At 64.5% G+C, this 14,987-nt stretch carries 12 protein-coding genes; 7 read left to right on the top strand and 5 right to left on the bottom strand.

What is annotated here, in order from left to right:
• The first annotated feature begins 198 nt into the window (after positions 1–198).
• The 5 genes from NKH70_RS28190 to NKH70_RS28170 all read left to right on the top strand — a co-directional run bounded on the left by NKH70_RS28190 (position 199) and on the right by NKH70_RS28170 (position 5,764).
• Positions 199–1,353, top strand: coding sequence for an ABC transporter substrate-binding protein (locus tag NKH70_RS28190; protein WP_352719287.1), 1,155 nt, complete (start codon positions 199–201; stop codon positions 1,351–1,353).
• Between the two features lie 189 nt (positions 1,354–1,542).
• Positions 1,543–2,541 carry an ABC transporter ATP-binding protein gene (locus NKH70_RS28185; RefSeq protein ID WP_352719286.1) on the top strand — a complete coding sequence of 333 codons (999 nt, stop codon included), beginning with the start codon at positions 1,543–1,545 and terminating at the stop codon, positions 2,539–2,541.
• Between the two features lie 14 nt (positions 2,542–2,555).
• Positions 2,556–3,506 (top strand): ABC transporter permease, encoded by a 951-nt coding sequence (locus tag NKH70_RS28180; protein WP_352719330.1) that lies wholly within the window; start codon positions 2,556–2,558, stop codon positions 3,504–3,506.
• Entirely contained in the window at positions 3,496–4,311 is an 816-nt protein-coding gene (locus NKH70_RS28175; protein ID WP_352719285.1) for an ABC transporter permease, read from the top strand. The genes NKH70_RS28180 and NKH70_RS28175 overlap by 11 nt, the downstream gene beginning before the upstream one ends.
• 25 nt (positions 4,312–4,336) lie before the next feature.
• Positions 4,337–5,764, top strand: coding sequence for a gamma-aminobutyraldehyde dehydrogenase (locus NKH70_RS28170; RefSeq protein WP_352719284.1), 1,428 nt, complete (start codon positions 4,337–4,339; stop codon positions 5,762–5,764).
• A gap of 49 nt (positions 5,765–5,813) precedes the next feature.
• On the opposite strand, the gene nhaA is transcribed toward NKH70_RS28170, so the two are convergent.
• The 5 genes from nhaA to NKH70_RS28145 form a co-directional block, all read right to left on the bottom strand.
• Positions 5,814–7,007: a Na+/H+ antiporter NhaA gene (gene nhaA, locus NKH70_RS28165; protein ID WP_352517237.1), complete on the bottom strand. Its 1,194-nt coding sequence runs from the start codon at positions 7,005–7,007 to the stop codon at positions 5,814–5,816.
• A gap of 91 nt (positions 7,008–7,098) precedes the next feature.
• Positions 7,099–7,662: an ActR/PrrA/RegA family redox response regulator transcription factor gene (locus NKH70_RS28160; protein WP_023676342.1), complete on the bottom strand. Its 564-nt coding sequence runs from the start codon at positions 7,660–7,662 to the stop codon at positions 7,099–7,101.
• Between the two features lie 63 nt (positions 7,663–7,725).
• A complete protein-coding gene (locus NKH70_RS28155) occupies positions 7,726–9,051 on the bottom strand; it encodes an ActS/PrrB/RegB family redox-sensitive histidine kinase (RefSeq protein WP_352719283.1) in 1,326 nt (441 codons plus the stop codon).
• A gap of 89 nt (positions 9,052–9,140) precedes the next feature.
• Positions 9,141–11,759, bottom strand: a complete 2,619-nt coding sequence (gene hrpB / locus NKH70_RS28150; RefSeq protein ID WP_353026683.1) for an ATP-dependent helicase HrpB — start codon at positions 11,757–11,759, stop codon at positions 9,141–9,143.
• Between the two features lie 76 nt (positions 11,760–11,835).
• On the bottom strand, positions 11,836–12,726 hold the full coding sequence (locus NKH70_RS28145) for a DMT family transporter (RefSeq protein WP_352915844.1): 891 nt from the start codon (positions 12,724–12,726) through the stop codon (positions 11,836–11,838).
• A gap of 27 nt (positions 12,727–12,753) precedes the next feature.
• On the opposite strand from NKH70_RS28145, the gene NKH70_RS28140 reads away from it, so the two are divergent.
• Together NKH70_RS28140 and NKH70_RS28135 are read left to right on the top strand one after the other, a co-directional pair.
• Positions 12,754–13,443, top strand: coding sequence for a PIG-L deacetylase family protein (locus tag NKH70_RS28140; protein ID WP_352719280.1), 690 nt, complete (start codon positions 12,754–12,756; stop codon positions 13,441–13,443).
• A gap of 212 nt (positions 13,444–13,655) precedes the next feature.
• A complete protein-coding gene (locus NKH70_RS28135) occupies positions 13,656–14,987 on the top strand; it encodes an ABC transporter substrate-binding protein (RefSeq protein ID WP_352719279.1) in 1,332 nt (443 codons plus the stop codon).

Below are 14,987 nucleotides of genomic sequence, written 5' to 3'. Positions count from 1 at the left end.
ATCGGAAAAACCGATATCGGCTTTCTGATAAATGAATTTGCGAAACCGGAAATTTCGCAGCACTTTTCGGTCAGGGAACAAAGCTGCCGCCGGAGCACGGCCCTTCAGAGCCGCGCATCCAACGTTTTTGAACGGGCGCATGATCTTCTTCCGAAAACCGAAACCGGTTTCGGGGTCATGCAAAATGGGAGATCGACGATGAATTCATTGCTGAAATCATGCACTGCCTTGACGGTCGCGCTGACCTTCTCCGGCCAGGCCATCGCCCAGGTCAAGGAGCTCGGCAAGAGTGAAGGCGAGGTCAATATCGTCGCCTGGCCCGGCTATATCGAGCGCGGCGAAACCGACAAAGGCTACGATTGGGTCACTTCGTTCGAGAAGGAGACCGGCTGCAAGGTCAACGTCAAGACCGCCAACACCTCCGACGAGATGGTCTCGTTGATGAACGAAGGCGGTTTCGACCTTGTCACCGCCTCGGGGGACGCCTCGCTGCGCCTGGTTGCCGGCAAGCGCGTCCAGCCGATCAACACCGACCTCATACCGAGCTGGAAGACGGTCGACGACCGGCTGAAGGATGCGCCCTGGTTCACCGTCGGCGGTGTCCATTACGGCGTCCCCTATCAGTGGGGGCCGAACGTGCTGATGTACAACACCGAAGTGTTCAAGGAGGCACCGAAGAGCTGGAACATCGTGTTCGAGGAAATGAAGCTGCCCGACGGCAAGTCGAACAAGGGCCGCGTCCAGGCCTATGACGGGCCGATCCACATCGCCGACGCCGCCAATTACCTGATGGCTCACAAGCCGGAGCTCGGCATCAAGGATCCGTACGAACTGACCGAGGACCAGTACAAGGCCGCGCTCGACCTGCTGCGGGTCCAGCGTACACTGGTCGGACGCTATTGGCATGACGCCGCCATCCAGGTTGACGATTTCCAGAACGAAGGCGTCGTCGCCTCCGGTTCTTGGCCCTACCAAGTCAACACGCTGATCGCGGCCAAGAAGCCGGTCGCCTCGACCATCCCCGAGGAGGGCGTTACCGGCTGGGCCGATACCACGATGATGGAGGCCGATGCTGCCCACCCGAACTGCGCCTACATGTGGATGGAGCATTCGCTGTCGCCGAAAGTGCAGGGCGACGTCTCCGCCTGGTTCGGGTCGCTGCCGGTAGTGCCCGCCGCCTGCAAGGGCAACGAACTGCTCGGTGAAGAAGGATGCAAGACCAACGGCTACGACAATTTCGACAAGATCAAGTTCTGGAAGACGCCGGTCTCGAAATGCGCCACCCAGAACGACCAGTGCGTGCCCTATTACCGCTGGGTGTCGGACTATATCGGCGTCATCGGCGGGCGGTGAGTTCGCCTCACCTACGAAGCTCGGCGCTGCCCCTCACCCTTACCCTCTCCCCGTGAAGAACGGGGGGTCGCCAGCGTTGGAGCGCCTCCCTTCTCCCCGTCCACTATACGGGGAGAAGGTGCCGGCAGGCGGATGAGGGGCGGCGCAACTGCCTGAAATTTAATGAGCCTGACAGATCAGGACAGCCCCATGACCTCCGCCGTTTCCTTCCAAAACGTCTCCCGCCATTTCGGCAGCGTGCGTGCCGTCGACGCGGTCGATCTCGACATCGTGCCGGGCGAGTTCTTCGCCATGCTCGGGCCTTCCGGCTCGGGCAAGACGACGTGCCTGCGCCTCATCGCCGGGTTCGAGCAGCCGACGGCTGGGTCGATCTCGATCTTCGGCGAACGCGCCGAGGGCGTGCCGCCCTATCGCCGCAACGTCAACACCGTGTTCCAGGATTATGCGCTGTTCCCGCATCTCAACGTGCTCGACAACGTCGCCTATGGGCTGATGGTCAAGGGCGTCGGCAGACCGGAGCGGCAAAAGGCGGCGGAAGAAGCGCTGTCGCTGGTGCGGCTTCCCGGCTACGGGGCCCGTCGCCCTGGCCAGCTTTCCGGCGGCCAGCGCCAGCGCGTCGCGCTCGCCCGTGCGCTGGTCAACCAGCCCAAGGTGCTGTTGCTCGACGAGCCGCTCGGCGCGCTCGACCTCAAGTTGCGCGAAAACATGCAGGAGGAGTTGAAATCGCTGCAGAAGGCGCTCGGCATCACCTTCGTGTTCGTCACCCACGACCAGGGCGAAGCGCTGTCGATGGCCGACCGCGTCGCCGTCTTCAACGACGGCAAGATCATGCAGATCGGCACGCCGGAAGACATCTACCAGCGCCCCAAGACCCGCTTCGTCGCCGATTTTGTTGGCTCGTCCAACGTGCTGCCACCGGACTTCGTCCAGCGCTATGCCGGCCAGCATCGCTGGGGCAGCCTGCGGCCCGAATCCATCCGCATTGGCAGGGCGGCCAAGGGCGAAGGCGTTGCCGCCCGCCTGGTCTCGACCAATTATCTCGGCGCCACGACAAGACTGGCGCTCGATGCAGAGGGCTTGCGGCTACATGCCATCGTGCCGGCGGGTGCTGCCTTGCCCCGGGAAGGCGAGGCGGTGGTGCTCACCTTCAACCGCGAGCATTTGCATTTGATGGATGAGCTGGGATGAGCCTTGACGCTGCCATGCCGCGGGCCACGGCCCCCGCCATCCTGCCGGGCAGCGGCGGCGTACGCGGCGCGCTCTCCGACATCTTCTGGCGCCGGCCGCAACTGCTGCTTCTGCTCATGCTGCTGCCGCCGGTTCTGTGGCTCGGCATCGTCTATATCGGCTCGCTGTTCGCGCTGCTTTTGCAGAGCTTCTTCTCGATCGATGAATTCTCCGGCCTGATCAACCGCGAGTTCACGCTGAAGACTTATGGCGATCTGCTGCAGGCCGCTAATCTCGACATCATCCTGCGCACGGTGACGATGGCGGCGCTGGTGACGCTCGCGTCGGCGGTCATCGCCTTTCCCATCGCCTATTACGCGGCGCGCTATCCGCGTGGCCGTTGGAAGGCGTTGTTTTATCTCGGCGTCATGCTGCCGCTGTGGTCGAGCTACCTGGTCAAGATCTATGCCTGGAAGCTGATCCTCGCCAAGGAAGGCATCCTGACGTGGCTGCTGGCCAAATTGCATCTTCTGTGGCTGCTTGATGCCTGGCTATCGCTGCCGATCGTCGGCGGCAACTCGCTGTCGGTCTCCTCAACCGGCACCTTCATCGTCTTCGTCTATGTCTGGCTGCCCTTCATGATCCTGCCGGTACAGGCCGCACTCGAGCGCGTGCCGGGCAATTTGGTCGAGGCCTCGTCCGATCTCGGAGCCTCGCCCGGCCAGACCTTTCGCAACGTGCTGTTCCCGCTGGCGCTGCCCGGCATCGTCGCCGGCTCGATCTTCACCTTCTCGCTGACGCTCGGCGACTACATCATCCCGCAGATCATCGGCACCTCGCGGCTGTTCATCGGGCAGGCCGTCTATTCGCAGCAAGGCACCGCCGGCAACATCCCGCTCGCCGCCGCCTTTACCGTGGTGCCCATTGTCATCATGGGCTTCTACCTCTGGGGCGCCAAGCGCATGGGGGCTTTCGATGCGCTCTGACCGTGGCCCATCCGCGCCGATCAGCCTGAAGCTCGCTGCCACCGGCGGCCTGCTTTTCCTGCATTTGCCGATCCTGCTGATCTTCGTCTATGCCTTCACCACCGAGGAGAAGAGCTTCGTCTGGCCGCCGCCGGGCCTGACGACGCAATGGTTCGCCATCACCTGGAACCGGCCCGACGTCTGGCAGGCGCTATCGCTGTCTGTACGGGTCGCGGCGATCTCGACCGCCATCGCGCTCGTCCTCGGCACGCTGTGCGCCGCCGCCGTGTCCCGCACAAAATTCTTCGGCCGCGAAACCATCTCGCTGCTGGTCATCCTACCGATCGCGTTGCCCGGCATCATCACCGGCATTGCGCTGCGCTCGGCCTTCGCGCTGGCCGAAATCCCGTTCTCGTTCTGGACGATCGTGCTCGGCCACGCCACCTTCTGCGTGGTCGTCGTCTACAACAATGCGGTCGCCCGTTTCCGCCGCACGTCCGGCTCGATGATCGAGGCGTCGATGGACCTCGGCGCCGACGGTTTCCAGACCTTTCGGCATGTCGTGCTGCCCAACATCGCAACCGCGCTGCTGGCCGGCGGCATGCTTGCCTTTGCGCTGTCCTTCGACGAGGTCATCGTCACCACCTTCACCGCCGGCCAGCAGCAAACGGTGCCGATCTGGATGCTCGAAGAGTTGATCCGTCCGCGCCAGCGTCCGGTCACCAATGTCGTGGCAATGGTCGTGGTGCTGGTGACGCTGCTTCCCATCCTCGCTGCCTATTACCTGACCCGCGACGGCGACCAGATCGCCGGTTCGGGCAAATGATCTCGTTCATAAGGGAGAGACTTCCATGGACACGCAGATGCTGATCGGCTCGAAATTCGAAAAAGGCACCGAGACCGAGGAACCGATCCTCAACCCGAAGACCGGGGCGACCATCCTCAATCTGCCCGAGGCCAGCCCGGCGCAGATCGAGGCGGCAGTGCTTGCCGCCGAAAATGCCTTCGTCACCTGGTCCCGCACAACACCGGCGCAGCGCGCCGGCTATCTCCTGAAGATCGCCGATCGCATCGAAGCTGCTGCACAGGATTTCGCGGCGCTCGAGGCACTGAACTGCGGCAAGCCGATCAATGCCGTGCTCAATGACGAGATCCCGGCGATCGTCGACTGTTACCGCTTCTTCGCCGGCGCGGTCCGCTCGATGCCCGGACAGGTCGCCGGCGAATATATTCCCGGCCACACCTCGATGGTCCGCCGCGACGCCATCGGCGTCGTGGCGTCGATTGCGCCGTGGAACTATCCGCTGATGATGATGGCCTGGAAGCTGGCGCCGGCGATTGCCGGCGGCAACACCGTCGTCTTCAAGCCGTCGGAGCAGACGCCGCTGACTGCGCTGAAGCTGGCAAAAATCCTTGCCGAGATCCTGCCGGAAGGCGTCGTCAACGTCGTGCTCGGCCGCGGCGACAGCGTCGGCAACACGCTGATCAACCATCCGAAGGTCAACATGATCTCGATCACCGGCGACGTCGCCACCGGCAAGAAGGTGCTGCAGGCCGCCGCCAAATCGGTCAAGCGCACGCATCTCGAGCTCGGCGGCAAGGCGCCTGTCATCGTCTTCGATGACGCCGATCTCGGTGCGGTGGTCAACGGCCTGCGCGCCTTTGGCTATTACAACGCCGGCCAGGACTGCACCGCCGCCTGCCGCATCTACGCCGGCAAGAAGATCTACGACAAGCTCGTCGCCGACCTCTCCGCTGCGGTCTCGACCATCAAGTATGATCGCCCCGACGACACCGAGAACGAGATCGGGCCGCTGATCTCGCGCCGCCAGCGCGACCGCGTCTCGAGCTTCGTCGAGCGCGCCTCGGAGCTCAAGCACATCGAGATCACCACTGGCGGCAAGCCCGGCGAAGGCTCCGGCTTTTTCTATCAGCCGACCGTCGTCGCCGGCGCGCTGCAGGAGGACGAGATCGTGCGCCGCGAAGTGTTCGGTCCGGTGGTCTCGGTCACCCGCTTTTCCGAAGTCGACGAGGCCGTTAACTGGGCCAATGACTCTGACTACGGCCTGGCGTCATCGGTGTGGACCAAGGACGTTTCGCGCGCCATGGCGACGGCGGCCCGGCTGCAATATGGCTGCACCTGGATCAACACCCATTTCATGCTGACCAACGAGATGCCGCATGGCGGGTTGAAACAATCCGGCTACGGCAAGGACATGTCGCTCTACGCGCTGGAGGACTATACCGCCGTCCGCCACGTCATGGTTGCGCACGGGTAGGGTCCAGATGCGGGGGAAGGTGGCCTGAAGGCCGGAAGTGTTGGCGCGACTATTCTTCGGCCTCGTCCGTCCCGTCCGCGGCCGGCGCCACCAGCAGTACGGCGGCGCCGAGGATCGCGGAGATGAAGGAGCCGGCGAGGATGCCGACCTTGACCGCGTCCTGCAGAGCGACGTCGCTGGCGAAGGCGAGCAGGCCGATGAACAGGCTCATGGTGAAGCCGATGCCGCAGAGCAGCGAAATGCCGACCATGTGCAGCCAGCCAGCATTGACCGGCAAATCGGCGAAGCCGAGCCGGATGGCGAGTGCGGAAGACCCGAAGACGCCGACCAGCTTGCCGGCGACGAGACCGGCGGCGACGCCGAGCGTCAGCGGCTCGGCCAGCGCGGCAGCGCTGAGACCGCCGAGCGAGACGCCGGCGTTGGCAAAGCCGAAAATCGGGATGACGAAAAAGGCGACGATTTTGTGCAGGCCGTGTTCGAGCCGGTGCAGCGGCGAATGGTCGAGATCGTGGCCGCTGCCCGGCGATATCTTCAATGGGATGGTGAGGGCCAGCGCAACGCCAGCGAGCGTCGCATGGACGCCCGATTTGAGCACCAAAACCCACAGAACGATGCCGAGCACGATATAGGGCAGCAGCGTCAGCACCCGCATGCGGTTGAGCACCACCAGCAGCGCGATGACGGCGAAGGCGGCGCCGAGATAGGCGAGCGACAGGCCGCTGGTATAGAACACCGCGATGATGAGCACGGCGCCGAGATCGTCGATGATGGCGAGCGCGGTGAGGAATATCTTCAGCGAGCCCGGCACGCGGCTGCCGAGCAGCGACAGCACGCCGAGCGCAAAGGCGATGTCGGTGGCGGTCGGAATCGCCCAGCCGGACAGAGCGGCTGGATTGTTGCGGTTGATGGCGACGTAGACCAGTGCCGGCACTGCCATGCCGCCGGCGGCGGCGATGCCGGGCAGCACGCGGCGCGGCCAGGTCGAGAGCTGGCCGTCGAGCATCTCGCGCTTGATCTCGAGGCCGACCAGCAGGAAGAACACCGCCATCAGGCCGTCATTGATCCAGTGCGAGACGCTGAGCGGTCCGAGATAGGCATGGAGGGCGGAGAAATAAGCCTCGCCCAGCGGCGAATTGGCGACGATCAGGGCCAAGGCCGCCGCAGCCATCAGGATGAGGCCGCCGGCCGCCTCGCTGTCGAGGAATTCGCGCAGCATGGAGACCAGCCGCTTTTCGTCCTGCATGTCGCCTCCGTCGTATCAGCGGCAAGGTCCGACACCGCCAAGCGATGATGCGCAAACAGCGCTGGCCGGGCAAGCCTGTAGTCAGAGCCCTTTAGCGCGGCGCGCGCTTGGCGAGGATGCGTTGCAGCGTGCGGCGATGCATGTTCAGGCGGCGTGCGGTTTCCGAGACGTTGCGGTCGCACATTTCGTAGACGCGCTGGATGTGCTCCCAGCGCACGCGATCGGCCGACATTGGATTTTCGGGCGGCGCTGCGCGTTCGCCCGCGGTGCGGGTCAGAGCCGCAAAAATGTCGTCGGCATCGGCAGGCTTCGACAGATAGTCGATGGCGCCGAGCTTTACCGCCGTCACGGCAGTGGCGATGTTGCCGTAGCCGGTGAGGATGATGGCACGGGCATCGTCGCGCTTCTCGCGAATGGCAGCGACGACGTCGAGGCCGTTGCCGTCGGCCAGCCGCATGTCGACCACCGCATAAGCCGGCGGATTGGCGCGCGCCTTGGCAACCGCCTCCTCGACGCTCTCCGCCGTCTCGACCACGAAACCCCTGGTTTCCATGGCGCGGGCAAGCCGCGTCAGGAACGGCTTGTCGTCGTCGACGATCAGCAGCGAGGTGTCCTCGCCTTCGACCATTGCGCCAATCGTTTCGTCAGTACTCATCGTGCTGAAAATCCTGCTGCCTGATTTTTACGCAAATATAGTTTCGCAACGGTATTGTCCAATTTAGGCCGTGTCGAACATGGTGGCCGAAGCCTGCTCGGGATTGAGGAAGACGCTGCGCGGCCACGATATCTGCACGATAGCGCCCTCGCCGGGCTCGCTTGAATTGCGGAAATCGAGCGTCGCGCCGGAGCGTTCGAGCAAGGTCTTGGCGATGAACAGGCCGAGGCCGAGGCCGCCGCCGGCTTCGGTGCCCTGGCGCGTCGACATATAAGGTTCGCCGATGCGGTCGATGATCTCCGGCGGAAAGCCCGGCCCGTCGTCGATGATCGAGAAGCTGACGGCGGCCTCATTCCATTTCCAGCGTATGGTGACGTTTTTGCGGGCAAAGTCGACGGCGTTCTCGACCAGATTGCCGAGGCCGTAAATGACGCCGGGATTGCGCCGGCCCACCGGTTCCGGGCCAATGCGCTCGCCCGGCCGAAGCTTGATCGAAATGCCGAAATCGCGGTGCGGCGCCGTCACTTCCTCGACCAGCGAGGTCAGCGGCAGACGCGAGAGGTGCACCTCGCTCTCGGAGGAAAGGCTGGTCAGGCGCTTCAGGATTTCGCGGCAGCGCTCGCTCTGCGAACGCAGCAGCTTCACGTCCTCGCCGTATTTCGGATCTTCGCCAAGCGCCTTCTCCATCTCCTTGGCGACAAGCGTGATGGTGGCGAGCGGCGTGCCGAGCTCGTGCGCGGCGGCCGCGGCGAGGCCGTCGAGGGCCGAGAGATGCTGCTCTCGCTGCAACACCAATTCCGTGGCGGCAAGCGCGTTGGCAAGCAGCCGCGCCTCCTCGGCCACCCGGAAGGCATAGATCGCGGTAAAGGCGATGGAGCAGAACACCGCCATCCACATGCCGGCGACATAGACGAACGGCATCGCCAATGGCGCGCCCTCATGCCAGGGCAGCGGCAGGTGGTAAAAAACCAGCAGCGTCGCCGCCACGATCACCAGCGCGCCGAGCATGGCGGTCAGCCGCAGCGGCAGCGACGTCGCCGAGACGACGACGGGCACGGTCATCAGCAGCGAAAACGGATTGGTGAGGCCGCCGGTCATGTAGAGCAGGCCGGCAAGCTGCAGGCTGTCGAAGGTCAGGATGGCGAAGGCCGAGAACGGTGTAAGCCGATGCGCCGCCGGATAGCGGAAGGTCAGCAAAAGGTTCATCCAGGCCGAACAGGCGATCAGCGCAAAACACATGCTGACCGGCAGCGGAAATTTCAGCCCGTAAGCGACGACAAGCACGGTCAGGCTCTGGCCGACGATGGCAAGCCAGCGCAACCTGATCAGCGTGTTGAGGCGCAGCCGCTGGCTTTGCTGGAAGTCGGGTGCGTGCAGGATGTTTATCATGGCCGACGATTATAGAGGGGAAACAGCCGGAGGTCTTTTCCGAAAACCGCCGAAGCTGGCCCTCGGTTCAGGATGACAGTCTGGAAGCATCAGGTACCGCGCGGCTTGGCTCGGCTGGTGGCGGCGGCGAGAAGCGGGTTCTCCGGCCATACGTGCCTGGGATAGCGGCCGCGCATCTCTGCCCGGACATCGGCCCAGGAGCCGCGCCAGAAGCCGGGCAGGTCGCGCGTCGTCTGGATCGGCCGATGTGCCGGCGACAGCAATTCGAGCGTCAGCGGCACAGTGCCGTTGGCGATCGCCGGATGCCGGTCGAGGCCGAACAGTTCCTGCACGCGGATCGCCAGCACCGGCCATTCACCGTCATAACGGATCGGCAGCCGGCTGCCCGACGGAGCGTCGAAGTGGGTCGGCGCCAATATGTCGATCTTGCGTTGCAATTCGTGCGGTACCAGCGTCATCAGGCCTTGCGAAAGCACGCTGGGATCGATTGCCGCAAAGGATTTGGCACCGGAAAGGAATGGCAGCAGCCAGTCGTCGAGGCGCTCGACGAGCGCGGCATCGGAGACATTGGGCCATGGTGCGCCAAGGCCGCGATGCAGCCAGCCGAGCCGCTGCCGCAACGTCTCCGCCTCCCTGTTCCACGGCAACAGGGACAGGCCGTGTTCGCGCAAGGCGCCGAGAATGGCGCTGTCTGCGTCGGCACCGGTCGGCGCCGGCAGCATGCGTTCGGACAACATGATGGCGCCGAGGCGAACCGTTTCGCGCACCCGCACCGCGCGCCTGTCGCGGTCGAAGCTCACCTCCCGGCGGGTCTCGATCTTTTCCGCCAGCGCGGCACGGATATCCGTCTCATCGATGGCTGCCGCTGCGGTGATGCGGGCGTTCTGCGCCTTGCCCTGCAGGTCGGCGACGACGAGCCAGATCTCGCCGGCCAGCGGATCGGAGGCGTCGAGCATGGCGCCCGAGCCGTTGGCAAGCACGAAGCGACCACGCTCGCCGCGCGCTTTGGCGACCCGATCCGGCCAGGCATGGATGAGGAGCGCCCCGGCGGTGCTGCCCTCCCCCTTGAGGGGGTCCGAAGGACGGGCGAGACCCGCGGCTCGCCCCGGCGCGTCGATGCGCGTAGCGGATCGGGGTGGGGTCGGTCCGGGCACGCCATCGGCGACCCCGCCCCGTCTCCCTCGCTTCGCTGCGCTCAACTCACTCGCCGACCCTCCCCTCGAGGGGGAGGGTGAAGCCTGCTTTGCCAACCTCTCGGCCAGCTGCCGGGCAGCGGTGGCACGCGGCGATTTTTCGGCGTGAAAGCGCATCAGTCGCCGTTCGAGATCGGCGCCGTCGCCGCCAAGGCCACGCTCAGTGAGCAGCACGGCGAGCATCGCCGCCTCGAGCGCCTGGCCGGTCCTTGCCGCCTCGGCGACCATGTGGGCGAGCCGAACCGGTAGCGCCAGCCTGCGCATCGCGGCACCGGCATCCGTCAGGCGTCCTGCCGCATCGACAGCATCGAGGGCGCGCAGCAGCGCCCTCGCCTCGGTGAGCGCCGGAGCCGGCGGGGGGTCGAGGAAGGACAGGCTGGTCGGATCGGCGACGCCGAAAGCGGCGCAATCGAGCAACAGGCCGGAAAGATCGGCCTCGAGGATTTCCGGCGGCGTGAAGGCCGGCAGGGCCGCCGTCTGCTCGGCCCGCCATAGCCGGATGGCGACGCCCGGCTGTGTGCGCCCGGCACGGCCGGCGCGCTGGTCGGCGGAAGCGCGGGAAGCACGCACCGTCTCCAGCCGCGTCAGGCCGCTCGCCGGCTCATAGCGCGGCAGCCGCGACAGGCCGGAATCGATGACGACGCGCACGCCGTCGATGGTGATGGAGGTTTCGGCGATCGATGTCGCCAGCACCACCTCGCGGCGGCCGGGCGGCGCCGGCTTGATCGCCGCGTCCTGCGCCTTGTTGTCGAGCATGCCGTAGAGCGGCACGATGTCGGTGTCGGCGCCTACCTTGCCCGCCAGCCGCTCGGCGGTGCGCTCGATCTCGCGCTGGCCGGGCAGGAAAGCGAGCACGCTGCCCTCCTCCCCGGCAAGCGCCGAGCGGATCGCCCTGGCCATCGCATCCTCGATGGTGACGCCGGCCGGCCGCTCGTCATAGCGGATGTCGACCGGGAAGGCGCGGCCTGCGCTCTCGATCACCGGCGCGCCGGACAGCAATTTTGCGACACGCGCGCCATCGAGCGTCGCCGACATCACCAGCAATCTGAGGTCGGGCCTCAGCGCACTTTGCACGTCGAGGGCCAGCGCCAGCCCGAAATCGCCGTCGAGCGAGCGCTCGTGGAACTCGTCGAATAGCACCGCCGAAACACCGGGCAGCTCGGGATCGTCGAGGATCATGCGGGACAGCACGCCTTCGGTGACGACGAGAATCCTGGTCTTTGCGGAAGTGCGGTTTTCCATGCGCATGGCATAGCCGACGGTTTCGCCGGGCTCTTGGCCAAGCAATTCGGCCATGCGGCGGGCGGCAGCGCGGGCGGCGAGGCGGCGCGGCTCGAGCAGAATGATTTTTCCGGCGCCGAGCCATTCAGCGTGGAGCAGCACCAGTGGAACCAGCGTCGTCTTGCCGGCACCGGGCGGCGCCACCAGCACGGCGCTATTGCCATGGCCGAGCGCTTCATTGAGCGCCGGCAAGACAGCGGAGACCGGCAGTTCCGGCAAAGGTTTTGTGGTCATTGTCCCAAGGATGTGCAGCCAGTTGGCAGCGACCGCATATCAGCGGTGGCGGTCGCGGCGCAACCTCCGCGCCGACTCAAAGCCTGGTCCGCGAAAACGGGTTCCAGCGCACGGTGCCGAGCCGCACCTCCTCGCGCACCATCGTCAGCAGACCGGAACCACCGACCACGGCCAAGCCGACCAGCGACAGAAAATCGGGATATTCCCTGAAGAACAGCGCACCTAGAATCACCGCCCAGACGATCTGCGAATAATGCGTTGGCGCGATGCGGTTGGCCGGTGCGTATTTGATCGCCAGCAGATGCAGCAGCTGACCGCCGGCGGTAAAGGCGCCGGCGAGCACCAGCCACGCCCATTGCCTGCCATCCGGCAGCGAGAACGAGGTGGCCGCCGCACCGACGCCGTTGAAGAGCAGGCCGTAGCCGATCAGCACGCCGAGCATCGTCGTGCGCTTTTCCTGCGCGGCCAGCGAACGCATCAGGATGACATTGGTGGCGGCCAGGAAGGCGATGATGAACGCCGCCAGATGACCAAGCTGCAACTCGCGAAACCCAGGCCTGACGACCAGCATGACCCCGGCAAAGCCGGCGACGACCGCCAGCCATCGCCATGGGCCGACCTTCTCCTTGAGGACCAGCGTAGCCAGGATGGTGACGAACAGCGGCGCCAGGAAGATGAGCGCATAGACTTCTGCCAGCGGGATGGTGGTGAAGGCATAGACGCTGAGCACGCCCGAGGCGATGCCGGCCCAGGCGCGGGCCTGTACCGCCCACGGCCGGGTCGTGCGCCAGAAATCGCGCCAGCGCTCGCTTGGCGGCCTGGCAAAGAGCAGAAAGCAGCCGGCAAACAATGTCGAGAAGAAGCCGATCTCGAAGACGTTGAACTGCCCGCCCAGGCTTTTGACAACGGCGTCGCTGCACGAATAGCTTGCATAGGCGATGAGAGCGAGCAGAATTCCGTTGGGCACGTTTTTCCGTTTCCGGGAGAGATGAGAGTGAAGATACTGGCGCTTGGCGCGCATCCGGACGACATCGAGATCTTCATGTTCGGTACGATGGCGGCCTATGCCGCGCAAGGCGCAGAACTCTTTTTTGCCATAGCCACGGATGGCGCCAGGGGCGGCTACGGCGATCCGGCCGCGCTTGCCCGCACGCGCCGCAAAGAGGCGACGGCGGCGGCCGGCCTGCTTGGCGTGACGCCGCGCTTCCTCGACTTTCCCGATGGCGCGCTGGTGGCGGATGCCGCGCTGATCGGGGCGCTGAAAGCACTGATTGGCGAGATGGGGCCGGATCTGGCGATCACCCATGCGCCGAACGATTATCATGGCGACCACCGCGCGCTGTCGGATGGCATGCGCATCGCGGCATCATTTTCCGTGCCGGTGCTGCATGCCGACACGTTCGCCGGCACCGGGTTTTCGCCAACGCACTACGTCGATACCTCCAGGTATTTCGATCTCAAGGCGGAGGCGATCCGGGCGCACCAGTCGCAGGATCCCGAGCGTTTCGTCGACGCGGCGCGCACGCAGAACGCCTTTCGCGCCGGCCAGTGCAACGGCCCAGCCGGATCGTTCGCCGAGGCCTTCCGCTTCGAGCCGGTCTTCCCCTTCGCCGATATCCGCGCGCTGGTGCCGCTGGCCCCGGTGATCCGTCCGGTGGCGGTCAGCAACAAGACGGTGACCTAGGCAGGTCGCCGCAACTTCTCACGTTGCTTTCCTATCCAGCATGCTGCGATGCAGCAACGAATTCGCTTGCCTTGTTTAGTAAAAATTGCATCACTAAACAAATTACTAAACATCCGGTGCGCCGCCGCGTCGTTGTGTTTGGGCCCCGGAGGAGGGGTTTAGCGGGCTCTTGAAACCGTCATCCGGACGCGTTTCGCAAATGGGAGGAAGGCATGAAATCGACCTTGAAACTGACGTTGGGACTGGCCTCGACACTCTTTGCGTCGACAGCCGTTTCGAACGTCGCGCAGGCAGAAGATCTGACGCTTTGCTGGGCAGCCTGGGACCCAGCCAACGCGCTTGTGGAATTGTCCAAGGACTTCACCAAGGAAACCGGCATCGGCATGAAATTCGAATTCGTGCCGTGGACCAACTATGCCGACCGCTTTCTCAACGAGCTGAATTCGCACGGCAAGCTGTGCGACCTCATCATCGGCGACAGCCAGTGGATCGGCGGTGCCGCCGAGAACGGCCATTACGTCAAGCTGAACGACTTCTTCGACAAGGAGAAGATCAGCATGGACGATTTCGTGCCGGCGACCGTCGTCGGCTACTCGGAATGGCCGAAGAACTCGCCGAATTACTGGGCGCTGCCGGCCATGGGCGACGTCGTCGGCTGGACTTACCGCAAGGACTGGTTCTCTAAGCCGGAGCTGCAGAAGGAATTCAAGGAAAAGTACGGCTGGGATCTTGGCCCGCCGACGACCTTCGACCAGCTGAAGCAGATCGCCGAATTCTTCCAGAAGCGCGACATCGACGGCAAGACCGTCTATGGCGCGTCGATCTACACCGAGCGCGGCTCGGAAGGCATCACCATGGGCGCCATGGACGTGCTCTACAGCTTCGGCTTCCAGTACGAAAACCCGAAAAAGCCCTACGAGATGGAAGGCTTCGTCAACTCCGATAAATCGGTGAAGGGCCTGGAGTTCTACAAAGCCCTCTACGATTGCTGCACCCCTCCCGGCGCCTCGAACAGCTACATGGGCGAAGGCGTCGATGCCTTCAAATCCGGCCAGGTGGCAATGCACATGAACTTCGCCTTCACCTGGCCAGGCCTGCAGAAGGACGAGAATGTCGGCGGCGACAAGATCGGCTATTTCGTCAATCCCAAAGGTCCGGACGGCGACCAGTTCGCCCAGCTCGGCGGCCAGGGCATCTCGGTGGTCTCCTATTCCGACAAGCAGGAAGCCGCGCTCAAATACATCAAATGGTTCGCCAACAAGGACGTGCAGTCCAAATGGTGGTCGCTCGGCGGCTATTCCTGCCTCAACGCGGTTGTCAAGGACCCGGGCTTCCCGGCCAGCCAGCCCTATGCGCAGACCTTCCTCGACTCGATGGCAATCGTGAAGGACTTCTGGGCCGAGCCGAGCTACGCGCCGCTGCTGCAGGCGTCGCAGAAGCGCTTCCACGACTATGTCGTCGCCGGGCAAGGCTCGGCCAAGGATGCCCTCGACGGCCTCGTCAAGGACTGGACCGAGGTCTTCCAGGACGACGGCAAAATGTAA

Source organism: Mesorhizobium sp. M0991 (assembly GCF_040318915.1).
GTDB lineage: Bacteria > Pseudomonadota > Alphaproteobacteria > Rhizobiales > Rhizobiaceae > Mesorhizobium.
This window is presented reverse-complemented; position numbering and strand designations above follow the sequence as displayed.